General features: G+C 74.1%; 24 protein-coding genes. 13 read left to right on the top strand and 11 right to left on the bottom strand.

The features are described from left to right. Positions 1-29 precede the first annotated feature (29 nt). Complete coding sequence (locus CS0771_RS14795) at positions 30-824, bottom strand: N-formylglutamate amidohydrolase (protein ID WP_244870797.1); 795 nt, start codon at positions 822-824, stop codon at positions 30-32. Between the two features lie 55 nt (positions 825-879). Continuing rightward, positions 880-1485 (bottom strand): maleylpyruvate isomerase N-terminal domain-containing protein, encoded by a 606-nt coding sequence (locus CS0771_RS14800; protein ID WP_212841503.1) that lies wholly within the window; start codon positions 1483-1485, stop codon positions 880-882. A gap of 78 nt (positions 1486-1563) precedes the next feature. On the opposite strand from CS0771_RS14800, the gene CS0771_RS14805 reads away from it, so the two are divergent. Next, positions 1564-2100 (top strand): NUDIX hydrolase, encoded by a 537-nt coding sequence (locus CS0771_RS14805; protein WP_212841504.1) that lies wholly within the window; start codon positions 1564-1566, stop codon positions 2098-2100. A gap of 3 nt (positions 2101-2103) precedes the next feature. On the opposite strand, the gene CS0771_RS14810 is transcribed toward CS0771_RS14805, so the two are convergent. Then, on the bottom strand, positions 2104-3474 hold the full coding sequence (locus tag CS0771_RS14810) for a sulfatase-like hydrolase/transferase (protein ID WP_212841505.1): 1371 nt from the start codon (positions 3472-3474) through the stop codon (positions 2104-2106). Between the two features lie 118 nt (positions 3475-3592). Between CS0771_RS14810 and CS0771_RS14815 the strand changes: the two genes are divergently transcribed. Continuing rightward, entirely contained in the window at positions 3593-4513 is a 921-nt protein-coding gene (locus tag CS0771_RS14815; RefSeq protein WP_212841506.1) for an ornithine cyclodeaminase family protein, read from the top strand. Positions 4514-4525: 12 nt separating this feature from the next. Here the strand turns inward: CS0771_RS14815 and CS0771_RS14820 are convergent, their stop codons facing one another. After that, on the bottom strand, positions 4526-4921 hold the full coding sequence (locus tag CS0771_RS14820; RefSeq protein ID WP_212841507.1) for a hypothetical protein: 396 nt from the start codon (positions 4919-4921) through the stop codon (positions 4526-4528). Then, positions 4918-5229: a hypothetical protein gene (locus CS0771_RS14825; RefSeq protein ID WP_212841508.1), complete on the bottom strand. Its 312-nt coding sequence runs from the start codon at positions 5227-5229 to the stop codon at positions 4918-4920. Before CS0771_RS14825 ends, CS0771_RS14820 begins: the two co-directional genes overlap by 4 nt. 103 nt (positions 5230-5332) lie before the next feature. Here CS0771_RS14825 and CS0771_RS14830 point away from each other — a divergent pair, with 103 nt between their 5' ends. The 3 genes from CS0771_RS14830 (at position 5333) to CS0771_RS14840 (ending at position 9405) form a co-directional block, all read left to right on the top strand. Then, positions 5333-7054, top strand: a complete 1722-nt coding sequence (locus CS0771_RS14830; RefSeq protein ID WP_244870798.1) for a GTPase domain-containing protein — start codon at positions 5333-5335, stop codon at positions 7052-7054. After that, positions 7051-8655, top strand: coding sequence for a GTPase (locus tag CS0771_RS14835; RefSeq protein WP_244870799.1), 1605 nt, complete (start codon positions 7051-7053; stop codon positions 8653-8655). Before CS0771_RS14830 ends, CS0771_RS14835 begins: the two co-directional genes overlap by 4 nt. Before the next feature lie 243 nt (positions 8656-8898). Beyond that, a complete protein-coding gene (locus CS0771_RS14840) occupies positions 8899-9405 on the top strand; it encodes a DinB family protein (protein ID WP_212841510.1) in 507 nt (168 codons plus the stop codon). Between the two features lie 79 nt (positions 9406-9484). On the opposite strand, the gene CS0771_RS14845 is transcribed toward CS0771_RS14840, so the two are convergent. Beyond that, positions 9485-10732, bottom strand: coding sequence for a hypothetical protein (locus CS0771_RS14845; protein WP_212841511.1), 1248 nt, complete (start codon positions 10730-10732; stop codon positions 9485-9487). Positions 10733-11020: 288 nt separating this feature from the next. Between CS0771_RS14845 and CS0771_RS14850 the strand changes: the two genes are divergently transcribed. Beyond that, positions 11021-11569 (top strand): TetR/AcrR family transcriptional regulator, encoded by a 549-nt coding sequence (locus CS0771_RS14850; RefSeq protein ID WP_212841512.1) that lies wholly within the window; start codon positions 11021-11023, stop codon positions 11567-11569. A gap of 13 nt (positions 11570-11582) precedes the next feature. After that, positions 11583-12251 (top strand): hypothetical protein, encoded by a 669-nt coding sequence (locus tag CS0771_RS14855; RefSeq protein ID WP_212841513.1) that lies wholly within the window; start codon positions 11583-11585, stop codon positions 12249-12251. 93 nt (positions 12252-12344) lie between these two features. Here the strand turns inward: CS0771_RS14855 and CS0771_RS14860 are convergent, their stop codons facing one another. From CS0771_RS14860 to CS0771_RS14870, 3 genes are all read right to left on the bottom strand, one after another. Next, the gene (locus CS0771_RS14860; RefSeq protein WP_212841514.1) at positions 12345-13340 is read right to left on the bottom strand and encodes a hypothetical protein; all 996 of its coding nucleotides are present in this window, start codon (positions 13338-13340) and stop codon (positions 12345-12347) included. Then, positions 13337-14275: a transporter substrate-binding domain-containing protein gene (locus CS0771_RS14865; protein WP_212841515.1), complete on the bottom strand. Its 939-nt coding sequence runs from the start codon at positions 14273-14275 to the stop codon at positions 13337-13339. Before CS0771_RS14865 ends, CS0771_RS14860 begins: the two co-directional genes overlap by 4 nt. 209 nt (positions 14276-14484) lie before the next feature. Next, positions 14485-15708 (bottom strand): FAD-dependent monooxygenase, encoded by a 1224-nt coding sequence (locus tag CS0771_RS14870; RefSeq protein ID WP_212841516.1) that lies wholly within the window; start codon positions 15706-15708, stop codon positions 14485-14487. Positions 15709-15945: 237 nt separating this feature from the next. Between CS0771_RS14870 and CS0771_RS14875 the strand changes: the two genes are divergently transcribed. The 4 genes from CS0771_RS14875 to CS0771_RS14890 all read left to right on the top strand — a co-directional run bounded on the left by CS0771_RS14875 (position 15946) and on the right by CS0771_RS14890 (position 19383). Further along, on the top strand, positions 15946-16788 hold the full coding sequence (locus CS0771_RS14875; RefSeq protein ID WP_212841517.1) for a slipin family protein: 843 nt from the start codon (positions 15946-15948) through the stop codon (positions 16786-16788). A 159-nt stretch (positions 16789-16947) separates the two neighbouring features. Beyond that, positions 16948-17649, top strand: coding sequence for a hypothetical protein (locus CS0771_RS14880; RefSeq protein WP_244870800.1), 702 nt, complete (start codon positions 16948-16950; stop codon positions 17647-17649). Between the two features lie 62 nt (positions 17650-17711). Then, a complete protein-coding gene (locus tag CS0771_RS14885) occupies positions 17712-18626 on the top strand; it encodes a hypothetical protein (RefSeq protein ID WP_212841518.1) in 915 nt (304 codons plus the stop codon). A 97-nt stretch (positions 18627-18723) separates the two neighbouring features. Next, positions 18724-19383 carry a hypothetical protein gene (locus tag CS0771_RS14890; RefSeq protein ID WP_212841519.1) on the top strand — a complete coding sequence of 220 codons (660 nt, stop codon included), beginning with the start codon at positions 18724-18726 and terminating at the stop codon, positions 19381-19383. 144 nt (positions 19384-19527) lie between these two features. On the opposite strand, the gene CS0771_RS14895 is transcribed toward CS0771_RS14890, so the two are convergent. After that, positions 19528-20814, bottom strand: a complete 1287-nt coding sequence (locus CS0771_RS14895) for an Ig-like domain-containing protein (protein WP_371821582.1) — start codon at positions 20812-20814, stop codon at positions 19528-19530. 208 nt (positions 20815-21022) lie between these two features. Next, complete coding sequence (locus CS0771_RS14900) at positions 21023-22165, bottom strand: phosphotransferase family protein (protein ID WP_244871354.1); 1143 nt, start codon at positions 22163-22165, stop codon at positions 21023-21025. A 336-nt stretch (positions 22166-22501) separates the two neighbouring features. Between CS0771_RS14900 and CS0771_RS14905 the strand changes: the two genes are divergently transcribed. Then, positions 22502-22810 carry a hypothetical protein gene (locus CS0771_RS14905; protein WP_212841522.1) on the top strand — a complete coding sequence of 103 codons (309 nt, stop codon included), beginning with the start codon at positions 22502-22504 and terminating at the stop codon, positions 22808-22810. A 37-nt stretch (positions 22811-22847) separates the two neighbouring features. Further along, complete coding sequence (locus CS0771_RS14910) at positions 22848-23735, top strand: bile acid:sodium symporter family protein (protein ID WP_212841523.1); 888 nt, start codon at positions 22848-22850, stop codon at positions 23733-23735. Positions 23736-23770 lie beyond the last annotated feature (35 nt).

Consider the following 23770-nt stretch of genomic DNA (forward strand, 5'->3'; position numbering starts at 1 on the left):
GCCCGCCCCGGGTCCCGCGGTTATCCGGGTCAGGAGAGGGCGTCGATCAGGGTGGTCAGGGCGGTGACGAGGCGGGGGAGGCCGTCGTGCGGATCGCCGCCGGGTTCGGCGGCGTAAAGGTCACGGCGGATCTCGACCATCAGCGCCGTCACGCGAGCGTCGGTGCCGTAGTGCTTGAGGGGGACGTAGCAGCCGGCGAAGGGGGTGTCCAGGGCGATCTCGTAGCCGGCGAACGCCTCGCGGGCGGCGGCGCGCAGCCGGGGCGGAGTGTGCGCGGTGTCGGTGCCCAGGCAGATCGGCGGGCGGGGGCCGTCGCCGTGCAGCTCGTAGGGCAGCGCCTGGGACGGGTACGAGTGCACGTCGATCACGATCGCCCGGCCGGTCGCGGCCAGCCGCTCGTCCACCAGCGCCGTCATGGCCGCCGCGTACGGGTGGAAGTGGCCGTCCAGCAGCCGCCGCTCCAGCTCCGGCTCCGGGTCGCGCAGCGGCTCGCCGTGGGAGGTGCGCGTGTACACCGCGCCCATGCCCACGGCTCGCATCACCTCGCGGTCGTCGGGGAAGCGTTCCGGGTCCACGATCAGCCGCGACCACTCGTTGACGAAGCACCACGGCCGCCGCCGCGCCGCACCGGCCGCGCCCTCGGCGATGAGGTCGGTGTGCGCGTCGGTCATGTGGTCCAGCTCCACGGCCAGCGCCGCCCCGTCCAGCAGCAGACCGGCCGCGGCCGGGTCGCCGACCCGCCGGGAGGCGTGCGGCACGTGCAGGATCACCGGCGAGGAAGCGTCGCCGGGCGCGACCCGGAACACCGGAACGGACAAGGTCACCCTCCTGAAGATCGAATCGGGGGTGACGGTAGCCAACGGGTGCGACACCGCCCGGTCAGCCCCACGGGCGTAGCTCCGGCGCGGGGGCGCGGCCCAGCATCCAGGCGGCCAGGGCCCGCTCGTCGCCCCGCTCGGCCAGTCCCGCGAGCAGCTCCGGCAGCCAGCGGGCGACCAGCCCGTCCGGCCACTGCTGCCAGCCGTAGCTCAGGCCGAGGTCGGCGTGGTGCACCTCGACCTCGCGCCAGCGCGCGAACAGCAGGTAGGAGGCGGTGATCAGGCGGCCGTCGCCGGTCTTCACCTGGCGCTGCCACACCTCGGCCGACGTGCGCGCGAACGCCGCCTCGACGGCCGCGTCGGCGGCGAGCACGTCGGCGACCAGCTCCGCCGCGCCGCGCCCCTGCCCGTCCTCGATCTGCGCGGCGCGGCCCGGCTGGCCGCCCTCGTACTGCTCGACCAGCTCGCCCCGAGCCGCCCCGTCCAGCCGGCGGACCACGCTGTCGGCGTTGCGGGCCAGGTGGGTGAGCACGTGGCCGACGGTCCAGCCGGGCAGCAGGCTCGGTGCGCGCACCGCCGCGTCGTCGAGACCGTCCAGGGTCTGGTGCAGCCGGGCGTGGGCCTGGGCGCAGGCCGCCAGGTCGGCGCTGATGTCGGTTTCGGACATGCCGCCCATTGTTCCAGCGTCCGGCCGATGCCGCCGCCCTCCGGCGGGCGGCCGGGCGCGGGGTGTTGAATGGGCGGCATGGGGGAGCAGGCGCCGCGCTCGGCGGACGAGTTGCTGGACATCGTCGACGCGCACGACCGCGTCGTCGGGCAGGCCGTGCGCGCCGAGGCGTATGCCCGCAGGCTGACCCACCGCTGCGTGTTCGTGCTGGCCCGCGACGCGGCCGGGCGGGTGTTCGTGCACCGCCGCACCCCGAACAAGCTGGTCTTCCCGTCGTACTACGACATGTGGGTGGGCGGCGTGGTCGGCGCGGGGGAGTCCTACGACGAGGCGGCGCTGCGCGAGGCCGAGGAGGAGCTGGGCGTGACCGGCCTGCCCGCGCCCGCGCCGCTGTTCACGTTCCGGTACGAGACCCCGGAGCACAGCTGGTTCTCCGCGCTGTACGAGGTCCGCTGCGAGCTGCCGGTCGACCCGCAGCCGGCGGAGGTCGCCTGGCACGGCTTCCTCACCGAGGACGAGATCGAGCAGCGGCTGGCCGAGGGCGGCTGGACCTGGGTGCCCGACGGCCTGGAGGCCTGGCACCGGCTGCGCGCCTGGCGGCAGGCGGCCGGCTGACCGTCACGGGCAGGCGGCGCCCGCGCACTGCCGCCACTCGGCCAGCGTCGCCGCGTCCCCGGCCGTGTCCGGGTCGTTGGCCGGGTCCTTGTCGCCGAGCAGGTTGACCAGCTCCCACGGGTCGGCCGCCAGGTCGTAGAACTCCCGCGGCCCGGCCGTGCCGTCCTTCTCGACGTACTCCGTGTACTGGTGGTCTCCGGGCGCGTAGCGGGCGGACCAGGTCGGGTAGCCGCCGTTGTGCGAGTCCTGCCAGTACTCCAGCAGCGTCGCGTCCCGCCGGTCCGGGCCGCGCAGGTCACGGCCGTCCAGCTGGTATCCGGCGGTGAGCCCGGCCGCGGCGAGCACGGTCGGGGTGACGTCGACGGTCGAGGCGAGCCGGTCGTCGACGCCCGCCGGGACGTGCCCCGGCCAGGACAGGTAGAGCGGCACCCGGAACGCGGCGGCGTACGGCATGAACTTCTCGTCCAGCCCGTGCTCGCCCCAGAACTTGCTGTTGTCGGACACCAGCACGACCAGGGTGTCCGCCAGCTCCCCCCGCCGGACCAGGTGCTCGCGGACGGCGGCCAGCGCGTCGTCGACGGACAGCAGGGTGCGCAGCTGCCCGAGGCGGATGACGTCCCCGGCGGCCTGGTCGGCCTTGTGGCGGCGCACGTACGCGGGCTTGTCGCCGCGGTCCGCCTCGCCGACCGCCGGGCTCGGCTGCCACGCGAACGTCCGGGCGGCGTAGCGGGTCTCCGGGGTGTACGGCGCGTGCGGCGCGGTGAAGCTCGCGTACACGAACCACGGCTTGCCGTCTTCCGCCTCGAACCCGTCCAGGTAGCGGTTGACCTGCTCGCCGATGAACGTCGTCGAGTACGGCACGCGCCGCTGCCTCCCGTCCACCATGAACCGGGCGTCGGTGTAGCCGCCGCCCACCAGCGCCGAGTGGTCGAAACCGGGCGGGGTCCGCTCCAGCTGCCAGCCGTTGGTGAACTTGCCGACGGCGGCCGTGGCGTAACCGGCGTCGTGCAGCGTGCGCTGCAGCGTGGCGGTGTGGTCGAGCGCGCCGATGTCGGCCTGGTGCAGCACGCCGTGGTTGTGCGCGTACCGGCCGGTCAGCAGCGTGGCCCGGCTCGGCCCGCAGCTCGGCGTCGCCGCGACCGCCTGCGTGTACGCGGTCCCGTCGGCCAGCCACTCCGTGGTGCGGGGCAGCGCCGCCATCGCCTCGGGCCGCGCGTCGTCGAGCACGACCAGCAGCACGTTGGGCCGCTCGGGCGCCGCGGCGGGGCGGGGCGGCGCGGCCGCACCCGGGCGCAGTGGCAGCCCCGCCGCCAGGGCGAGGGCGGCGGTCAGCAGCAGGGTGAGCCTCCGGCAGCGGCGCATCACGTATCGCACCGGGACAAAACTGCCAGCAAGATCGTGCGCACGCACCGCGAAACGCCGGTTCACGGCTGTGAGCTGTTTGTTAACGGTCCGCGAACACGGCCGGGCGGCGCGGCGTTAGCGTCTGATCGTGACCGTGCTGCTCAGCCGCTCCGAGGTCGAGCGGGCCCTGGACGTCGACGAGGCGCTGGAGCTGCTCGGCGAGGGCTTCCGCGCGCCCGCCCCGCCGTCGCCGCCGCTGCGGGCCCGGACCGACCTGCCCGGACCGGGCACGGCGACGTGCCTCATGCCGGGGCTGCTGCCGGGCGTGCCCGCGTACACGGTGAAGGTCAACGCGAAGTTCCCCGGCGCGGAACCGGCCCTGCGCGGCGTGGTGTGCCTGCACGACCTGCAGACCGGCGAGCTGCTGGCGCTGGCCGACTCGGCGAGCGTCACCGCCTGGCGCACCGGCCTGGCCGCGGCGCTCGGCACCCACCTGCTGGCCGACCCCGGCGCGGTCACCCTCGGCTTCGTCGGCGCGGGCGCGCAGGCCCGGGTGGTCGCCGCGGGCCTGCGGCGGCTGCGCCCCTGGCGCGAGATCGTCGCGACCGACCTCGACCCGTCGAGGGTACGCACGCTCGACGCGCTGCCCCTGGAGAGCGCGGCCGCGGTGGCGCTCGCCGCCGACGTGGTGGTGCTGGCGACCTGGGCCCGCCGCCCGCTGCTCACCGCCGGGGAGGCCCGCCCGCGCCAGCACTTCACCACGCTCGGCGCGGACGAGCCCGGCAAGATCGAGCTGGCCCCCGACCTGCTGCAGAACGCTCGCGTGGTGGTCGACGACCGGGAGCTGACCGCCGCCGCGGGCGCCCTCGGCAACGCGGGCCTGCCCGCCGACGGCGCCGCGGGCACGCTCGGCGAGGTGCTGCGCGGCGAGCTGCCCGCCCACGACGGCACCGACCGCCCCACCGTGTACGCCCCCATCGGCCTGCCCTGGCAGGACCTGGCTCTGCTGTGGACGGTCTACCGCCGCGCCCGCGACGCCGACCCCACCGTCATCGACCTGCTCGCATAGGTCGTCATCCGGTCACGACAGCACGATGACGTCATCCGCGTCCAGCCCGGAGCCGACGTCCTCGGGCTGGACGGTCGCCAACAGGCACCCGTGCCGCCCTGCCTCAACGACGGCCTGGGCGGTGCCCTGTCCGCCGCCGACCACACCCATGGCCGCGTACAGCGACATCACGTCGGCGCCGCCGAACGGCAGCACGGCGATGCCGGAGTCGTCCCAGGCGAGCATCCGCTGCAACCGGAACAGCTCCTCGCCGCCCAGCTTGTGCAGGCTGTCCGCGATCGCCAGCGCGGGCACGCCGACCAGGTCGCCGTTCTCGCCGACCTCACCGATCAGCTCGCCGACGGAGACCCGTTCCAGCCGCAGGTGTGCCAGCAGCGCGGACGTGTCGAGCACGACGCCGATGCTCACGCGGCCTGCTGCCCGGTGCCGTCGCCGCGGCGCGCCTTACGGGCGGCGTGCTGTTGGAGCCGCGCCCGGATCTCGGCCCGGCCGGCCTCGGTGGGTGCCAGGTCGCCGACGTAGCCGTGCTCGGCCAGGCGGGCCCAGACGGCCTCCCGGCGGCGCTGATCCGCGACCAGGTCCGCGAGGTAGCCGGACAGGTTGCCGCCCGCGCGCCGTTGCGCATACTCCGCCAGGTCGATCGGCATGGTGATCGAGGTGCGGAACATGCCCGCCTTGCCTTCACCTGGCGTCGCGGCCCCGCCCTCGCTAGTCATATCCAGAGCATAGCGCAGTAATACTCGTTCCGGCCGATGACTTCACGCCGGGTATCGGCCGTCCAACCCGCATGATTGGCGCCGTTCTGGTTATGTGATGGGCATGGCGGGCGCTGGACTGGGCGGGGCACTGACGCAACTGCGTGACGCGATCACCTCGACCCGCTACCCGCTCGCCCTGCCCGGGTCGGCCGCCGCGGTCAGCCTGGCCAAGGCCACCGCCGGGCAGCTCGACGACTACCTGATCCCGCGCCTGGCCCGCCTCGACGCGCCGCTGCTCGCCGTCGCGGGCGGCTCCACCGGCGCGGGCAAGTCCACTCTGATCAACAGCATGGTGCGCGCGCCGGTCAGCGTGGCGGGCGCGCGCCGCCCCACCACCCGGGCCCCGGTCCTGGTCTGCCATCCGTCCGATGCGGCCTGGTTCAGCGAGGCCAACCTGCTGCCCCGGCTCGGGCGCGCGGGCAGCGCTGACGCGGGCGGCGTAGGGCTGCTGGTGATGCCCGTGGCTGTGCTCAGCCCCGGCGTGGCGCTGCTCGACTCGCCCGACATCGACTCCGTCGAGGAGGACAACCGGGCCCTGGCCGAGCAGCTGCTGGCCGCCGCCGACCTGTGGCTGTTCGTCACCACCGCGGTCCGCTATGCCGACGCGGTGCCGTGGGAGCTGCTGCACGCGGCCCGCGACCGGGGCACCGCCGTCGCGATCATCCTCAACCGGGTGCCGCCCGGCGCCGAGGCCGAGGTCGCCCCGCATCTCGTGGAGATGCTGGAGGAGCACGGCCTGGGCGGGGTGCCGCTGTTCGTCGTCGACGAGCAACGCCTCGACCAGCACGGGCTGCTGTCCGAACAGGCCGTTGCCCCGCTGCGCGACTGGCTGGACTCGCTGGCCCGCTCCGCCGCCGCCCGCGCCGCCGTGGTGCGCCAGACCGTCGACGGGGCGGTCGCCGCGCTCGGCCCCACCACGACGCGCCTGGCCGAGGAGGCCGACGCGCAGGCCACCGCGGCCGTGGCGCTGGCCGGATCGGCCGACAGCGCCTACCGCGAGGCCGAGCTGGCGGTCGACCACGGCGTACGGGACGGCACGCTGTTCCGCGGCGAGGTGCTGGCCCGCTGGCAGGAGCTGGTCGGCACCGGTGAGTTCATGCGCAACCTGCAGGCCCGCGTCGGGCGGCTGCGCGACCGGATCGTGGGCGCGTTCACCGGCAAGCCCAAACAGGCCGACGAGGTCATCGTCGCGCTGGAGTCGCACCTGGTCACGTTCGTGCACGGGGCCGCCGCCGACGCCGCCGAGAACGCCGCCGCGGCCTGGCGTGCCCATCCCGCCGGCGGCGGGCTGCTGGCCGCGCATCCGGCCCTGGCCCGCGTCGCGCCCGACCTCGACGCCCGCGCCGACCGGATGGTCCGCGACTGGCAGCGCGGCGTGCTGGAGCTGGTCCGGGACGAGTCCGCGGGCCGGCTGTTCGCCGCCAAGTTCAGCGCGTACGCCGTCAACGCCCTCGGGCTGTGCCTGATGGTCGTGGTGTTCGCGGCCACCGCGTTCATCCCCACCGGCGCCGAGATCGCCGTCGGCGCGGGCGCCACCGTCGCCGCGCAGAAGGTGCTGGAGGCCATCTTCGGCGACGACGCGGTGCGGCGGCTGGCCGGGCAGGCCCGCCAGGACTTCCTCACCCGCGTACACCAGCTGCTCACGGCCGAGGCCGCCCGCTTCCACGAGGTGCTGGAGGGCATCGGCGTGGAGGACGGCGGCGACCGGCTGCGCGCCGCGGCCGCCGCGGTGGACGCCGCCCGCCGGGCCGACCCGATCTCGCCGCCGGGGGCGGCCGCGTGAGCGCCCCGACCGTGGTCGAGCGGATGGCCGCGCTCGAACGCTTCACCGCCGCCACCGCGACCCGCCTGCCCGCACGCGACCTCGCCCCGGCCACCGCCCTCATCGGCCGCGCGGGCGAGCGCCTGGCCCTGTCCCAGCTGCACACCGTCGTCGCCCTCGCGGGCGCCACCGGCACCGGCAAGTCCAGCATCTTCAACGCGCTCGCCGGGACCACCCTGTCGCAGACCGGTGTACGCCGCCCCACCACCGGCGAGGCGCACGCCTGCGTGTGGGGCGCCGAGCATGCCGAGCCGCTGCTCGACTGGCTCGGCGTCACCCGCCGCCACTTCCGCGCCGGTGGCGAGCCGGACCTGTCCGGCCTGGTCCTGCTGGACCTGCCCGACTTCGACTCGGTGCAGGTCGCGCACCGGGCCGAGGCCGACCGGCTGCTGTCGGTGGTGGACCTCATCGTGTGGGTGCTGCATCCGCAGAAGTACGCCGACAAGGTCGTGCACGCCGGCTACCTGTCCCGCTTCCACCGCCACCGCGACATCACCGTGGTCGCGCTCAACGCCGTCGACCTGCTGTCCGCGCCCGACGCCGAGGAGTGCGCGGCCGACCTGCGCCGCCTGCTCGCCGCCGACGGCCTGGGCGACCTGCCGGTGCTGGCCACCTCGACCGTCGGCCCGCCCGGCCTGGACCCGCTGCTCAAGGCGATCCGGCAGGCGGTGTTCGCCCGGCAGGCAGCGGTGCGGCGGCTGGAGGCCGACCTCGCCGACGTGACGGCCGCACTGGCCCCCACCGTGGCCCCCGCCCCGCCGCAGACGGCGTTCGACGCCGACACGTCGCGGCAGCTCACCGATGCCCTGGCCAACGCGGCCGGGGTGCCCGTGGTGACCGCGGCCGTGGAGAACGCCTACGTGCACCGCGCCCGCAAGGCGACCGGCTGGCCGCTGCTGCGCTGGATCCGGCACGCCCGCCCCGACCCGCTGGTCCGGCTGCATCTGGGCGACCACCAGGCCGCCGTGCCCGCCGCGACCTCGCTGACCCCGGCGAGCCCTGCCGCGCAGGCGGGCGTGGCCAAGGCGCTGCGCGAGGCCGCCGACCGGGCCGGGGCGCCGCTGCCCGCGCCGTGGCAGGACGCGATGCTCGCCGCCGTGCGCTCCCATCGGGACGACCTGCCCGACGCGCTCGACCGGGCGGTGGCCCGAACCGATCTCGGTGTGGCGCGTAAGCGCTGGTGGTGGAGGCTGGTCGGGCTGGTGCAGTGGATCGCGGTGGCGATCGCCTTCGCGGGGCTGCTGTGGCTGGGTGTACGGCTGGCGATGGCGGCGCTCGCGCTGCCCCCGCTGCCGGTGCCCAAGGTGGACGGCTGGCTGCCGATGCCGACCGCGCTGCTGGCCGGGGGCCTGCTGGCGGGCCTCCTGCTGGCGATCCTGGTGCGCCCGGTGGTGCGCCTGTCCGCCCGCGCCCGCCGCAGGCGTGCCGCCAGACGCCTGCGCGCGTCGATCGCGGGCGTGGTCGAAGACCTGGTCGAAACGCCCGCCACGGCCGTTCTCGCCGACTACACCACCGCCCGCACCGCTCTCCGCGAAGCCGGCGCCGCACTATCACCCCGCTGACCAGCCCCGGGCAGGCTGGTCAGCGCCGCCCCGGGCGCTGCGCGGCGAGGACCTGCCTGCGCCCAGCGACCCGCTCCACCCACCACTCCGGTATGAAGATCGCCGTCTCGTGTCGAAAGGTGCGGTGTGACCGCAGGTTTCGACACGAACTCGCGATCTTCGCCTACCGCGCCGGCGATCATGGGCGCGCGCGGGCGATCTTGCCCACCGCCCCGCAAGCAGCGCCTGGTAGAAAGGGGCGCTATGAGCACCGAACGTCCCGATGTGCCACTGATCGCGGGTGAGCGTGAGCTGCTGCGGTCCTTCCTCGACTACCACCGGGCCACGCTGGCCTGGAAGTGCGACGGGCTGACCGACGAGCAGCTGCGGGAGCGGTCCATGCCGCCGTCCACGTTGACCCTGCTCAGCCTGGTGCGGCACATGGCAGAGGTGGAGCGGACCTGGTTCCGCAAGGTGATCAACGGCGAGGACATCACCCTGGTCTGGTCGCCCGAGAACGACTACCAGGTGGCGTACGACGCCACCGGCGCCACCCGGTCCGAGGCGTTCGCCGCCTGGCAGGCCGAGGTCGAGCACGCGCGCCGCATCGAGCGCGAGGCCGAGTCGCTGGACGTCGTCGCGCACAACAAGCGCTGGGACCAGGACGTGTCGCTGCGCTTCGTGATGCTGCATCTGATCCACGAGTACGCCCGCCACAACGGCCACGCCGACCTCCTCCGCGAGGGCGTGGACGGTGTGACCGGCGCCTGACCGCGCGACCGGCGCCGTCCGGAGACGCCGAACGGCCCGCGCCGGGTCGCGGCGCGGGCCGTTCGGCTCCGGTCGCCCGCTACGGGGCGATGGCGATCAGGGAGACCTTGTCGTTGAGGTCGCCGCCCACGAAGAGGTGGTCGCTCTTGACGAACAGCCGGCAGGTGCCGAGGTTCTGCCCGGAGTCGTTGCCGCACAGGACGGCGCGGCCGGCGGCGGGCAGGCGCAGCGAGCTGATCGCGTCGTTGCCGACCGGGCCGAGGTTGCCCGCGGTGTACAGGCCGGGCCCGAAGGAGCTGGTCGCGCCCTTGTAGTCGCGGTCGGCGTACGTGTGCAGCAGGTCGCCGGAGGCGGGACCGGCCATGACCGCGATGGTGGAGATGCCGTCGTTGAGCGGGCTGCCGCCGAGGTTGTGCTCGCCGGGGCCGAACATGCGGCACAGCCCGAGGTCGCCCTGGCCGGACGGGCCGGTGCTGTCGTTGCGGCAGCCGACCGCGCGCCAGCCGTCGCCGACGAGCAGCGAGGAGATGGCGTCGTTGCCGACGGCGGACAGCTGCCCGGCGAGCGCGGTGTACACGCCGGGGTTGAAGCGCTGCAGGGCGCCGCGCCGGCCGGCGTCGGCGGTGGCGACGAGCGCGGGCGCACCCACGGCGAGCAGGGAGATCTTCTTCTCCATGTCGCCGCCGACGCTGGTGTGCTCGCCGCCCCGGAACAGGCGGCACTTGCCGAGGTCGGCGCTGGCGGTGCCGGGCTTGGCGTCGTCGTCGCAGGCGACCACGCGCCACCCGTCGGTGATCTTCAGCGACCTGACCGAGTCGTTCATGGACAGGCTGCCGTTGACGGCGCCGAAGCCGCCCGCGCCGATGGGCAGCGCGGTGCCGCCGAACTTCGTGTCCTGGTACGCGGTGACCGAGGTGCCCCGGACCGGCTTGCCCATGACGGCGAGCAGCGAGATCTTGTCGTTCAGCTCGTTGCCGACGAACGGGTGCAGGCCCGCGTCGTAGTAGCGGCAGGTGCCGAGGCTGCCCTCGTTGACCTTGCCGGAGGAGCCGCCGTTGTCGCAGGCCACGGCGCGGTAGCCGGAGGCCACGTAGAGCGAGGTGATGCTGTCGTTGCCGGCGGCGCCGAGCTCCTTCGCCGCCGCGTCGAAGACGCCCGCGCCGTAGGACTGGCGGGCGCCGGTGAAGTTGCGGTCGGCGTACGCGACCAGGGGTGCGCTGCCGACGCCGGGGATCACCGCCGCGTGCGCGGGCGCCGCGCTCAGTGCGGGCGGCAGCAGCGCGGTGGCCACCGCCGCCCCCGCTACCAGGGTTTTGCGAATCGACATGCCAGCCTCCCGAACCCGAATCGACCGAGCCGATCCGTAGACCTCGAACAGTGCGGTCCGGCGCGGCGGTGGGCACAGGTGTCAGGGGGAGCCGGCATCCCGGCACACCGGGGGCGCTCCCCGCCGCGCGCTGAACCAGGTACGCCCTTTGTAACCCATTAGGTACACAATGTCCATGATTGGGGTCTTTTCCCGTGAGCGCCGATGCGATCCGCGGCCATCCACACTTGACGGGCGAAGCTAATGCCATTAGCTTTAAAGCTATGACCATTAGCAGGGGGTACGCCGATGCCTAGGGCGGGACTGTCGACCACCGCCGTGGTCGACGCCGCCGTGCAGGTCATCGACGAGCACGGGGCCTCGCAGCTGACCCTCGCCGCCGTCGCCGCGCGCTGCGGCGTCGCCACTCCGTCGCTCTACAAGCACGTCGGCAACCTCGCCGAGCTGCGCACCCTGGTCGGCCTGCGGGTGCTCGACGAGCTGGCCGACCGCTTCACCGAGGCGGCCACCGGGCGCAGCGGCGCCGAGGCGGTCACCGCGCTGATGCACGCCTACCGCGCCTACGCCACCGCCCACCCCGCCCGCTACGCCGCGATGCCGGTCGACCCGCTGCACCAGCCCGAGCTGGCGGCCGCCGGCCTGCGCCAACTCCAGGTCATCCAGGCCGCGCTGCGCCCCTGGCAGCTCGACCCCTCGGCACAGGTGCACGCCATCCGGCGGCTGCGCGTGATGGCGCACGGCTTCGCGTCGCTGGAGTCCGCCGGGGGCTTCGGCCTGCCCGAAGACCTCGACGAGACGTACCGGCAGCTCATCGACTCTTTCCTCGACACCCTCTGACCAGGAGCACACCGTGAACCAGCCCCTCGCCCGCATCCGCCTCGCCGCCGCCGCGCTCGCCGTGGCCGGTGTCCTGTTCGCCCTGTACCCCGGCCTGCGCCCGTGGCGTGACGAGACCACCCTGCAAGGTGCGCAGGAGAGCCTGTCGTCCGGCTGGTGGGTGGCCACCCACCTGTTCGCGATGATCGGCTTCATCCTGGTCCCGCTGGCGCTGCTCGCCGTACGCCGGGTGCTCGACGGCACCCGCGCCGAGCCGCTCGCTCTCACCGCCGCCGTGACCACCTGGATCGGCGCCGGGCTGACCCTGCCCTACTACGGTGCCGAGGACTTCGCCCTGCACGTGCTGGCCACCCGCAGCACGGCGGGCGACCCGCTGGACCTGCTCGCGCTGACCGAGGGCATCCGCTACCAGGGCGCCGCGGTCACCACGTTCGGCACCGGCCTGGTCCTGCTCGGCGTCGGCGCGGTGCTCGCGGCCGTCGCGATCGCCCGCTCGGGCGTGCTGCCCCGCTGGTCCGGCGTACTCTTCGCGATCGGCTTCGCCGCCTTCCTGCCCCAGTTCTTCACCCCCGCCGCCGTCCGCATCGGACATGGCGTCCTGCTCGCCGCCGGCTGCCTCTGGCTCGCCGTCGCGCTCTGGCGCGCAGCCGCCGTTCCGGTCCCTGCCGCCGTGTCCTCCTGACACGCCGGACCCGCGCGGACGGGCATCCACCCGGAGCGGAGATGACCCTCATGGGACACCCGTGCAGACCTGCTTTGCTCTGCGAGACGGGGTTCAGGCTGGGATGCGGCAGGCGGCGCTGATCGGGGTGAACGGCCGCACCCGGCGTCCCAGGGCGCCCAGCAGCGAGTCCTCCACGTGCACGTCGCGCACCCGCAGGCGGTAGCGGACCAGCTCCTCGTCGGTGGGGCAGAGCACGCGGGCCGCGATGTCGTCGTTGTCCACGTACCGGACGCCGCCGCGCTCCTGGAGGATCACCGTGCTCACGTCGTCGGTGCTGATCACGTGGCCGCGCACCTCCTCCGGCACGCCCGAGGCGGTGCTGACGGTGGTGACCGTCATCGGCAGCACCGGCGTCATCACCACCGGCACCGCCGCCGCGACCAGCACGATCGCGATGCCGGGCTGGGCCAGCGCGGCCAGCGGGCGCACCAGCGGGCCGGGCAGCGGCCCGGTCACACCCAGCGCCAGCACCGGCGGCACCACCAGCAGCCCCAGCGCGAACAGCTCACCGGTCCGCCAGGCCTCACCCACGGTCGGCGCGACCAGCCAGCCGTACCCCACCAGCAGCACCGCGACCGTCGCCACCCGGCGGGGCAGCGACCAGTCCAGGGCGGCCAGCTCCCGCTGGAACACCGCGACCGCCGCCACGGCCAGCATCGGCAGGTAGATGATCTGCCAGGTGGCCAGCGCGATGGCGAACACCGAGGCGAGGAACCAGAACGGCGCCAGGGTGAACCAGCGCGCGAACAGCGGCGGGCGGCGCGGCGTGCCGGCCGTGCTCACCGACAGCACCGCCCCCAGCGCGAACACGGTGACCAGGCCCATGGTGACCAGCCGGGTGGCGGTGGTGAACAGCGCCGCCAGCAGGTTGACCGGGCCGACGTTGGCGACCAGCAGCAGCGTGGTCTGCAGCTCGCCGCCCGCCTCGATCCACAGCCGCATCACCGAGAAGATCGCCGGCACGCCGACGGCCACGGTCCAGAAGCCCTGGCCGGCCCGCCAGGGGCTGCGTTTGCGCGCCGGGCCGGGCGGCGGCGCGGCGGTCATCCCTTGGGCGCCTTCTCGTCGTAGTCCACCAGGTCCGGCGCGTCGATCGGCGGCTGCATGACGTCCTCGCCCAGCCACGGCCCGAGGGTGCGCCGGTACGCCGCCAGCCACGGGCTGGTGTCGGTCTTCTGGCCGGTGTCGAAGCTCTTGCGCAGGAAGAACGCGACCAGGTCGCGCAGTGCCGGATCCTGCTTGGACACCCCGACGCCGAGCCGCTCGTTGGCGCCGATCGGCACGTCGACGACGTGCAGCTCCTTCGGGTGCTCGGACAGGTAGCCGGCGAGGATGGTCTCGTCGGTGGAGAACGCGTTCGACTTGCCGGCCAGCAGCCGCTCCAGGCATTCGCGGTTCGTCGCGGCCGGATACACCTTCAGGCCGCGCCCGGTGAACTCGCGCTCGCCGGTCGAGCCGCCCACCACGCACGTCTCGCGGCCGGGCTGGGCCAGGTCGCTGAGGTTGCGCACGATGGCCCGGTCGGCGACCCGGATCAGCAGCTCCTGCTTGGTCACGAAGTACGGCCCGACGAAGTCGATCTCCTTCTCCCGCTCGGGCGTCATCGAGTAGCTCGCCACGACCAGGTTGACCCGGCCGGACAGCAGGGCGTTCTCGCGGTCCTCGGTCTGCAGCGGCACGAAGTCGATGCGGCTGTCCCCGGTGAAGCCCAGCGACTCGGCCAGGTAACGCGCGATCTCGATGTCGAAGCCCTCGAACCGGCCGTCGACCAGCTTGCCCATGAGCGGCTGGTCCTCGGCCACGCCGATCTTGATCTTCGGCTTGCCGTACACGGAGGTCTGCTTGAGCACCTCGTCCACGGTCCGCGGCGCCGGGTCCTTGTCCGGCCCGCAGGCCGCGGCGGCCGCCAACGTCATCGTCAGCGTCACCGCAACGGCGGTCAGCAGTGGCCGCAGCCGCGGCCGAGCAGGGATGTCAGTCATCGGCGGCCCTCGTTCGTGGTGGACGGCGCCGGTCCAATGTAGTCGCGCGACGCCATGACGTGACGGCCGCGATGGCAACGTTTCGATGAAGCACCCGATCCGGCACGACCGCTCGGCCGCCCACCCCGCCGTGCACGGCGCGGTCCACGGTCCGGGCGCGGTGGCGCGCCGCACTGGCATGATCTCCGCTGAGCCGGTGCGGCCGCGGATCACCGGGTGCGGTGCACCGCGGCCCGGGCGACGGCGCCGAGCAGGCGCGGACTCAGCAGGCCGTCGCCGAGGCCGAGGCCGACCAGGCCGTCGAAGATCCGCCGGTCGCGGGCCGCGGCCCGGATTCCCGCGTCCACCAGCCATGGCCGCGCGGTCAGCCATGCCACGGCGGCGGTATGCCGCAGGTGCCGTCCCAGCCGCTGTCGTAGCGCACGGGCGTAGGCCGCACCCGCCCGCGCACCGCCCGGGGTCACCGCCGCGTGCCCGGCCAGCTCGCCGGAGACCAGGGCGTAGAAGATGCCCTCGCCGGTGAACGGGTTGATCAGCGACAGCGCGTCCCCGGCCAGCAGCACCCGCCCGTGCCCCGGCGCGGGCCGCCGCGTGGACAGCGGCAGATGGTGCGCCCGGGCCAGCGACAGCCCGGCCGGATCGGTGTCACCGAGCAGCTCGTGCATCCGTTCCAGCAGGCGGGTACGGCTCACCTGCCCCGTCGCGGTCAGCTCGCCGTAGCCGACGTTGCGCAGCCCGTCGCCGATGGGGAAGGACCAGGCGTATGCCGGGCTGCTCCCGCCCGCCATGACGATCCGCTGGCCGTCGTCGCCACCTGGCTCCACCGCCGGGTCGGCCGTCCCGCTCGGGGACGCCCGGAGCGGGAGCGCCCCGGCCCCGGTGACGGCCGTGCCGGGAGGTGCCCCGGCTCCGGTGGGCATCGGCGCGTAGGCCCGGACGGCGACCGCGAGCGCCCCGGCCGGGTTGCGGGGCACCCCGAGCAGCCTGCGCACCGTCGAATTCGCACCGTCCGCACCGACCACCACCCGGGCCGCCAGGCCGCCCCCGAGCACCACACAGTCGCGGTGTACCACCAGCTCGCGCACCGTATGCCGACGCAGCTCGGCTCCCGCCGCCACGGCTGCGGCCACCAGCCGGGCGTCGAAGACCTCGCGCGGGATCACGTACGCGGGCTCCGGCAGCTCCCGGGCCACCCGTGCGCCGCCCGGACCGGCCAGCGCCAGCGAACCGACCGGCGTGAACCCGTCGGCCAGCCCGGTCACCCCGAGCCGGGCCGCCACCGCCAGCGCCTGCGGCGCGATGCCGTCGCCGCACGCCTTGTCGCGCGGGAAATCCGCCCGGTCCAGCAGCAGCACCCGGGCGCCGAGCCGGGCCGCGGCCAGCGCCGCCGCAGATCCGGCCGGCCCGGCGCCGACGATGGCGATGTCATACACCCCTCCAGCATCAAGGCCCGCCCCGGCCGGCGCCACCGGGATCGATATTCCGTTGCCGCGCCACGGCCTCCGTGATGGAGTGAGCACGCCCCGGCGGGCTCATAGCGGGTGTCTGCCAGACAAAGTGCACAGGGATCCGTCATCCCGTGCTGACAGGCCTCTTTCGCCTGACATCCCGTCCTAGCCATCGGACCCGCTCCGGGGCACCCTTCCATCCCTTCGCACGAGGAATCAGCCATGGGCAACACTCGCGAGATCGTCATCAAGAACACCCACCGCGGCCTGCGCTACGAGGACGGCCGCCTCACCGCCGTGCTGGAGGCCGGCCGCTACGAGCTGCCCAAGGCGCGGCGCGGCTGGGGCCGCAGCCGCCCGGTGGTCGAGGTGACCCTCGTCGACATGCGCGAGCGCGAGCTGACCCTCAAGGGCCAGGAGATCCTCACCGCGGACAAGGTGGCGCTGCGGGTCAGCATCCTGACCCACTTCAAGGTGGTCGACCCGGTCGCCGCGATCGAGCGGGTGGACAGCTACACCGACCGCGTCTACAGCGACGTGCAGCTGGCCGCGCGCCGCTCCCTGGCTTCGATGACGCTGGAGGAGATCCTCACCAACCGCAACCGGCTCTCCGAGGACATCCTGCGCGACGTGCAGGGCGCCGCGGCCGGCTACGGCGTGGAGATCCTGCGCGCCGACGTGAAGGACCTCGTCTTCCCCGGCAACCTCCAGGAGGTCATGAACCGGGTGCTCACCGCGCAGCGGCTCGCCGAGGCGCAGCTCGTCGACGCGCGTACCAAGGCGGAGAAGGACGTGCTCGAAGCCCGCGCCCGCGCCGAGGCCGACCAGGTCGCCGCCGCCGCCCAGCGCGAGTCGGTCCGCCTCTCCGCCGAGGCCGCCGCCGCAGCGCACCGCATCCGCACCGACGCCGAGGTCGCCGCCCTCCACCGCCTCGCCGAGGCCGCCGCCCTCTACGCCGAGCACCCCGCCCTCCTCCGCCTCCGCGAACTCGACACCATGTCGGCCCTGGGCACCAACGCCGAAGCCCGCCTCTACATCGGCTTCGAAAAACACACCACCCCCTGACCCCGACCCCCTCCGGCGGCGATCTTGCATGAACTGTGGGTACGACACGCACAATACGGTCGTATCCCTAACAGTTCGTGCAAGATCGTCGACTTTGGTAGGCAGCGGCGCGGGGACGGGGTGTGCCAGGCTCGGCGGCGACGGGTGCGAGCCTGGGGGGTGACCGTGGTGATGTGGGACGGTGCGACGGTGGTGGCGGTGCCGGTCTGGGAGCGGGTGCTGATCGCGCTCGGGTTCCCGGCGCTGGGTATGGCGGCCGGCTGGGGGCTGATCGCGGTCGCCGACCGGGTGGTGGGGCTGGATTGGGCGCCGTTTCAGGGGCCGTTCAGGCTGATCGCGAAGATTCCGGAGCCGTGGGCGACGCTCGGGGCGGTCGCGCTCGGGCTGGTCGCCGGGGTGCTGCTGGTGCTGACCGCGATCGGCGAGCGGCTGACGGTGACCGTACGCCACGACGCGGCCCTGCTGGCGCGGCCCGATACCGCGGCGCGCACCGTCGCCCGCCGTGACGTGGCCGCGGTGTTCACCGACGGCAAGGCGCTGGTGCTGCAGGGCGCCGACGGCGCCGAGCACGCCCGCGAGGTGTCCGACCTGCGCCAGGCCGACCTGCGCGCCGCGTTCACCGCGCACGGCTACCCGTGGCGTGCGGACGGGGACCCGTACGCCGACCGCTTCCGGCTGTGGGTGCCGGACCTGGCGGGCCTGCCCGAGGGCGCGAACGCGCTGCTCGCGGCGCGGGCCAAGGCGCTGAAGAAGAGCGACGCGGCGGAGTCCGCGGTGCTGCTCGCGGAGCTGCACCGGCTCGGCGTGGTGGTGCGGGTGGAGAAGGGCCGCCAGTACTGGCGCACGGCGAACCCGGCCTAGCCGCAACCGGAGCGGCGGTGTCCACGTCGGAAGACGATCGACCGTCTCCACGGGGGAGTGCCATGCCATCACCGATCGTCCGGACCGGAATATCGTCGCTGACCGTCGCGCTGCTGCTCGCGGGCTGCACGTCGACCGGGCAGCCCACCAGCCCGGCCGACCGGGCCGGAGCGCCGCCGACGTCCGCGCTGGTCACGCCCGGCGGGGCGGTGCCGTCGCCCAGCGGGACCGCCGCCACCCTGCTGGACCACTGGGCGGGCTTCCCGATCGCGGGGCCGCGCAGGCCGCTCGTGCTGCTCGGCGAGGAAGTCCGCGCCGACGGGTACACCGGCCGCGGGGTGGCTCCCGGCGTGGCCCGGGTCGAGACGAAGCTGCCCGGCGGCCCGCAGCGGCTGCGCGTCGAGCTGCCCGGCGGCACCGCCGAGCTGCCCGCGATCGGCGCCCGGGAGGCGCTGGGCGCGCTCATGCACGGCGGCCTGCCCCCGGCCGACTACCTGGACGAGCCGGTGTCGCCGCTGCGCATCACCGGGGTGGCCCTGGGCACCGCCTCGTTCCGCAGCGACCGCGGCGAGCTGATCCTGCCCGCCTGGCTGTTCACGTCGCCGCAGGTGCGCGGGCCGATGCCGGTGCCCGCGCTGGCCGCCGAGGCGTTCTGGCGGCCGGGGCAGCACGTGCTCAACGGATTCGGCGGGGCGATGCTCGATCCCGACGGGGTGACGCTGCAGGTGCGGATGCGGGCGAAGGGGCCCGGGTGCTCCGGCTGGCCGTCCACGCCGCCCTGGACCGCCGAGGTCGCCGAGTCGTCCACCGCCGTCGTGGTGAGCCTGCGCTTCCCGCCCCAGCCCACCGGCCTGAAGCCGTGCGCGCAGCCTGCGATCAGGCACTCCGCCTGGTACAAGGTCCGGCTGAACGCGCCACTGGGCGACCGCGTCGTGCTGACCGCGGAGGACGGCGTGCAGGCGGTCCGGCGCAGCTGACGGCGCGGGCCGCCGAAACCGGGTCGCGCGCCCGCTGCCGGGCTGGCAGCCTGGGCGGGCGACCCGGTGGCCGGGCCGCCGACGAGGGGAGACAGCGGTGGCGGCACGGCCCGCGGTCGGCGATCCGCTGCTCCCGTGCCCGGCCGGCCCGCACTGGGCGTACGCCGGCGCGCCCGCCTGCCCGCACTGCGCGGCCCTGGTCGACGGGCTGGTCGAGGAGGGCTGGCGCGAGCACGTCACGGCGTCGTTCGGGGACCTGCCGCCGGACGACGAGCGGGATGTCGCCCGGATGGTCGCCGACGAGCCGCACCGCCACGACTGGCGGGTGTTCGACGCCGCCCTCGACCGGCTGACCTGCCCCGGGTGCGGCGGCCGGCTCGGCCTGGGCCCGCTGGACTGCGCACCCTGCGAGGTAGCGCACGGCAACCGGTACGCCGCGATCGAGACCGACCGCCCCGGCGTGCCGCCCGGCAACGAGCACGCGGTGCGCGTCAACGTCTCCGTCGTGCGCCGGCCGCACCTGACCTCGCCCCAGGAGCTGCTCGCCCGGCGCCTGCTGCTGCCGCTGCTGCTGGTGGGCGAGCTGCCGTCCACCGCCGACGCACAGCGCTTCAGCACGGCCCTCAAAGCCGCCGCCGCCCGCGCGGGCGCCCCCGCCCTCGCCCCCGACCCGTCACTCCTGCTCGCCGACCCGGCCCTGACCGCCCTGGTCGCCGCAGGCCCATACCCCCACCTCTTCGGCCCGACCCCCCGCTGACCGCGGGCCGGGTCCCCCGGCTGAAGCGCGGCAGTTTCAGGGAAAGTGCAGGCTTGCCGGCCGTGACGGCTGCAGTTTCCCCGAAACTGCGAAGCTCCCGCCGCGCTGGCGGAGCAGCGTGGCGGGAGCTTCGGAGAGGGCGGGTCAGGAGGGGCTGACCGAGGGCTGCGGCGTGGCCGAGGCGGAGGGGGCCGGGGCCGAGCCGAGGGCGGCCAGCTCCGGGGGGATCGGCAGGGCGCTGCCCTTGAGGAACTGGTCCCAGGTGACGCTCCACGCGGTCCAGCCGTTGGCGGGCTTGACCGTGCGCTCGGTGCCCTTGATCGTGATCGGGTCGCCGATGCGGGTCAGGTTGAACAGGTACTGCGCGTTGGCCGTGGACACGTTGACGCAGCCGTGGGAAACGTTGCGCTTGCCCTGGTGCTGCACCGACCACGGCGCCGCGTGAATGTACTCGCCGCCCCAGGTCAGGCGCTGGGCGTACTCGATGTCGACGCGGTAGCGGTCCACGTTGCCAGGGTCGTCCGTGGTGTCGAAGACCGTCTTGCGCAGCTTGTCCATGACGACCAGCGTGCCGGAGGACGACGGGGTCGTCTTCTTGCCCAGGCTCACCGGGAGCGTCTTGACCAGGTTGTCGTTCTTGAAGACCTGCATCTGCTTGGTGGCGTTGTCCACCTTCATCTCGATCTTGTCCTTGGAGATGTTGCCGATGCCCTTGCGGTCCTGGTCGCCGTAGCGGCCGTTGCCCATCGGCACGCCCTCCAGCGCGGCCCGCACCGTGATCTTCGTGCCGGTCTGCCAGAACTCCGGGCCGCGGTACATCACCTGCAGCGAGCTGGACCAGCTCCACACGCCCGGCTGCGGCGGGTCGGTGGTGACGAACAGCCGCCGCTCCACCCCGGCCCGCGCCGACACCGGCACCGGGCTGGTGAACTCGATGACGACCGGCATGGCCACGCCGTACTCGCGGTCCTCGAACATGTACAGGCCCGCGCCGGTCTTCTTGCCCGGACGGCCCATGGTCGTGAACGACGTCGACTTCTCGATCGTCTGTCCGCCCGCGTCGGCCACCACGACCGTGGCCTTGTACGCCTTGCCGTATTTGAGCGGCTTGTTCGGCACCCACGACGAGCCGTCGGCGCGCATGGCACCGGTGACCTTGCCGCCCGAGCTGTCGGTCACCGTGACCGTCTGCACCGTGCCGCCGGTGACCTTGGTGCCGATCTCGGTGCTGACCGGCTGGTTCTTGGCCGCCTCGGCGGGCGTCACGGCGAGCGTCAGCGGCTCGGCGCTGGCCTGCGGCGCGGCCGCCGCGGACGGCGTCGCGCTCACGAAGGAGGGGCCCTCGTCATTCCCCGAACACGCGGTCAGCGCCAGCGGCGCCAGCACCGCCAGCACCATCGCGGCCGCGCCCCGGCGCGCCGTATTCCTCAGGCTCATCGCCGTCTACCCCGTTCCCCAGGTCCGTACGTCGCGAACATCCTTCCGTATCGCCAGGACGTTTCGTGAGCACTGTTCGGTTCCTTCGACGCCACCCGGACGGCCGCCCGCGCAGGTTCCTAGGAAGATCTGGGGGTATCGGCCTGCCGCATACCCGGATGATGGCACCGGGCCCGGTCGGCGCGGGCGGGTTCGGCGGGGCTCAGCCTAGGGCCTGGCCGAGCCAGTACGGTACGTCGTCGGCATGGTACGGCCACTCCGACGGCTCGATCGCGGCCAGGAAGCCCGCGTACACCGCCGCGTTGCGCAGCGCCAGCATCGGCCCGATCAGCGCGATCGCGCGCTCCGGCGCGCAGCCGGGCGCCGCCGCCCGCCACCGGTCGCACCAGGCCCGGTGCAGCGGCGCGGGGTCGGGGAGCTGCTCGCACATGCGCAGCAGGTCGATGGCGGGGTGCCCGAGCACGGCGTCACCCCAGTCGATCAGGTGGTGGCGGTCCGTCGTGCCGCGCACGTTGCCGGGGTGGAAGTCCCCGTGGACCAGGGTGTACGGCACCCCGCAGGCCTCGATCGCGGCAAGCCGCCCGTCCAGCCCGTCCAGCAGCGCCGCGTGCTCCGGCCCGCCGTCGGCGGACACCACGGCTTTGATCAGTTCGGCCAGCCGGGGTGCGCGCCGGTCCGGCACGCCCAGGGCGAGCAGCTCGTCCGCCCTGGACACGGCGGCGACCTGGGCGGGGTGCAGCCGGGCCAGCATCTGCTCGCGTTCGTCCGCTGCCGCGCCGTAGCGGTCGGTGCCCGGCAGCTCCTCCAGCAGCACCCGGCCGCCGTCCGCGGCGAGCGGCACCGGTGCCGTGCCGGGGGCGTGCTCGCCCAGCCAGCGCAGCACCGCCGCCTCGTGGGCGAAGAAGCCGGGGACCTGCTTGAGCCATACGGGTCCGGCGGTCGTCTCCAGACGCCACAGAGCCGACAGGTTCCACGAGCGCTGCTGCGCGGCCGCGGTCACCGGCCGCCCGAGCGCGGCGAGTTCGGCCCGTGCCCAGTCGAGGGTGGCGCGGGGGCCGCCGGGCCGTGCCCACGGCGCGCGCCGCGGGTGGGGCACCAGGTCGGCGGTGGCCGGGAGCAGCGGCCCGGGATCGCCGGTGACCTCGGCGAGGTAGGTGACGTGCCCGCCGGGCGGGGCGGGCCGGTCCGCGCCGAGCAGCCGCAGCACGGTGACCTCGACGCCGTGGAACGCGCGGGCGCCCGCGACGACGTCGCCGGCCTCCTGCCACCAGGGCAGCTCGAGCTCGAAGTCGGGCAGCCGCCCGAGGAGTGCTCCGGCCGGATCGACCAGCACCAGCGTCACCATACGTCCCACGCCGCGGCACCCTACCGCCCGAGGTAAGGAAGGGCACCTTCTTATCGCTTTACGTAGAAGAAGGTGCCCTTCCCATCCCTCACCTGACTAGGGAAGGTGAGGGTGTAGGCCGCCCACCTCGACCTCGACGGCGCCCCCCTCGCCCACACCCGCCCTGGTGGACGGCCACCGCAGGCAGGCCCGGGTCGTCGCGCCTGCCCGCCCGGAAGGGCATGACAGTTTCGGGGAAACTGCAGCCCCCAGCGCTGTCGAAGGTGCAGTTTCCCCGAAACTGTCGCGCACGGTGGTGGTGGCGGACTCGGCGACGGCGGCGCGGGGGGCGTTGAGATGCGGCGAGTCCTCGAACCGGCGGCGCCGGGACGGGCAAACGCGGTGCTGTGCTCGCTGATCGACGGCATGTCCGGCCCGACGACCTGGGCCCGGATCTGGCGTGGCCTGACCCAGGAGCGGGCCGTGGAGCGCACCCGCGAGCAGCGCCTGGCGATCCTCGACGCGATCGCCGCCCGCCGCCCGGAGGTCGCCCGGTCCTGGTCCCTGATCCACGTCGCCGGCGTCGAGGAGTGGCTGCGCCGCGCCCCACTGACCCCCCACCCCGCCCGGCTGCGGGCGGGGCCGGTGGGTCGGCTGTCCGGCTGATGTGGTGCCGGTCACAGGGGATGAAGAATCCTCGGCTATGGATTCAGTGCTGACCCAGGTGTTCCTGCCCGTCGCTCTCGGCATCGTGATGCTCGGCCTCGGCCTCGGGCTCACCGTCGCCGACTTCAAGCGGATCCTCGTCTTCCCGAAGGCCGTGCTGGTCGCGCTGGTGTGCCAGGTGCTGATCCTCCCCGCGGCGTGCTTCGGGCTGGTGCTGGCCTTCGATCTGCGTCCCGAGCTGGCCGTGGGCATGATGCTGCTGGCCGCCTCGCCCGGCGGCACCACGGCCAACCTGTACAGCCACCTGTTCGGCGGCAACGTCGCGCTCAACGTGACGCTGACCGCGGTCAACTCCGTGCTGGCGATCTTCACGCTGCCGGTGGTGGTGAACCTGTCGCTGAACCACTTCATGTCCGGCACCGGCCAGATCGGGCTGCAGTTCAGCAAGACCCTGCAGGTGTTCGCGATCGTGCTGATCCCCGTCGCGATCGGCATGTTCGTGCGGCACCGCTCGGTGTCGTTCGCCGAGCGGATGCACCAGCCGGTGCGGATCCTGTCGGTGGTGGTGCTGGTCGCGGTCATCGCCGGCACGCTGCTGTCGGAGCGGGAGAACGTCGCCGACTACTTCGCCGGCGCCGGGCTGGTCGCGCTGGTCTTCAACGTGGTGAGCCTCGCCGTCGGCTACTACCTGCCGCGGCTGGCGCGCATCGACCGGGCCGACTCGGTCGCCGCCGCCATGGAGATCGGCATCCACAACGGCACCCTGGCCATCTTCATCGCGACCACGCTGCTGGCGAACACGCAGCTGGCGGTGCCCGCGGCGGTGTACAGCATCATCATGTTCTTCACCGCCGCCGCCTTCGGCTACCTGGTCAGCCCGGCCCGCAGCGCCCGGATCGAGCCGGAGCCCGAGCCCGCCGCGTGAAGAGTTAGGAAGGGCACCTTCTACATCGCAAAGCG

This window comes from Catellatospora sp. IY07-71, assembly GCF_018326265.1.
Lineage (GTDB): Bacteria > Actinomycetota > Actinomycetes > Mycobacteriales > Micromonosporaceae > Catellatospora.

Excerpts from the sequence above, each read along its gene's own strand:
- CS0771_RS14830 (WP_244870798.1), top strand. The coding sequence starts at position 5,333 with ATGGCGGGCGCTGGACTGGGCGGGGCACTGACGCAACTGCGTGACGCG.
- CS0771_RS14800 (WP_212841503.1), bottom strand. The coding sequence starts at position 1,485 with ATGTCCGAAACCGACATCAGCGCCGACCTGGCGGCCTGCGCCCAGGCC.
- CS0771_RS14825 (WP_212841508.1), bottom strand. The coding sequence starts at position 5,229 with ATGACTAGCGAGGGCGGGGCCGCGACGCCAGGTGAAGGCAAGGCGGGC.
- CS0771_RS14840 (WP_212841510.1), top strand. The coding sequence starts at position 8,899 with ATGAGCACCGAACGTCCCGATGTGCCACTGATCGCGGGTGAGCGTGAG.
- CS0771_RS14900 (WP_244871354.1), bottom strand. The coding sequence starts at position 22,165 with ATGGTGACGCTGGTGCTGGTCGATCCGGCCGGAGCACTCCTCGGGCGG.
- CS0771_RS14845 (WP_212841511.1), bottom strand. The coding sequence starts at position 10,732 with ATGTCGATTCGCAAAACCCTGGTAGCGGGGGCGGCGGTGGCCACCGCG.
- CS0771_RS14865 (WP_212841515.1), bottom strand. The coding sequence starts at position 14,275 with ATGACTGACATCCCTGCTCGGCCGCGGCTGCGGCCACTGCTGACCGCC.
- CS0771_RS14905 (WP_212841522.1), top strand. The coding sequence starts at position 22,502 with ATGCGGCGAGTCCTCGAACCGGCGGCGCCGGGACGGGCAAACGCGGTG.
- CS0771_RS14850 (WP_212841512.1), top strand. The coding sequence starts at position 11,021 with ATGCCTAGGGCGGGACTGTCGACCACCGCCGTGGTCGACGCCGCCGTG.
- CS0771_RS14875 (WP_212841517.1), top strand. The coding sequence starts at position 15,946 with ATGGGCAACACTCGCGAGATCGTCATCAAGAACACCCACCGCGGCCTG.
- CS0771_RS14805 (WP_212841504.1), top strand. The coding sequence starts at position 1,564 with ATGGGGGAGCAGGCGCCGCGCTCGGCGGACGAGTTGCTGGACATCGTC.
- CS0771_RS14885 (WP_212841518.1), top strand. The coding sequence starts at position 17,712 with ATGCCATCACCGATCGTCCGGACCGGAATATCGTCGCTGACCGTCGCG.
- CS0771_RS14860 (WP_212841514.1), bottom strand. The coding sequence starts at position 13,340 with ATGACCGCCGCGCCGCCGCCCGGCCCGGCGCGCAAACGCAGCCCCTGG.
- CS0771_RS14910 (WP_212841523.1), top strand. The coding sequence starts at position 22,848 with ATGGATTCAGTGCTGACCCAGGTGTTCCTGCCCGTCGCTCTCGGCATC.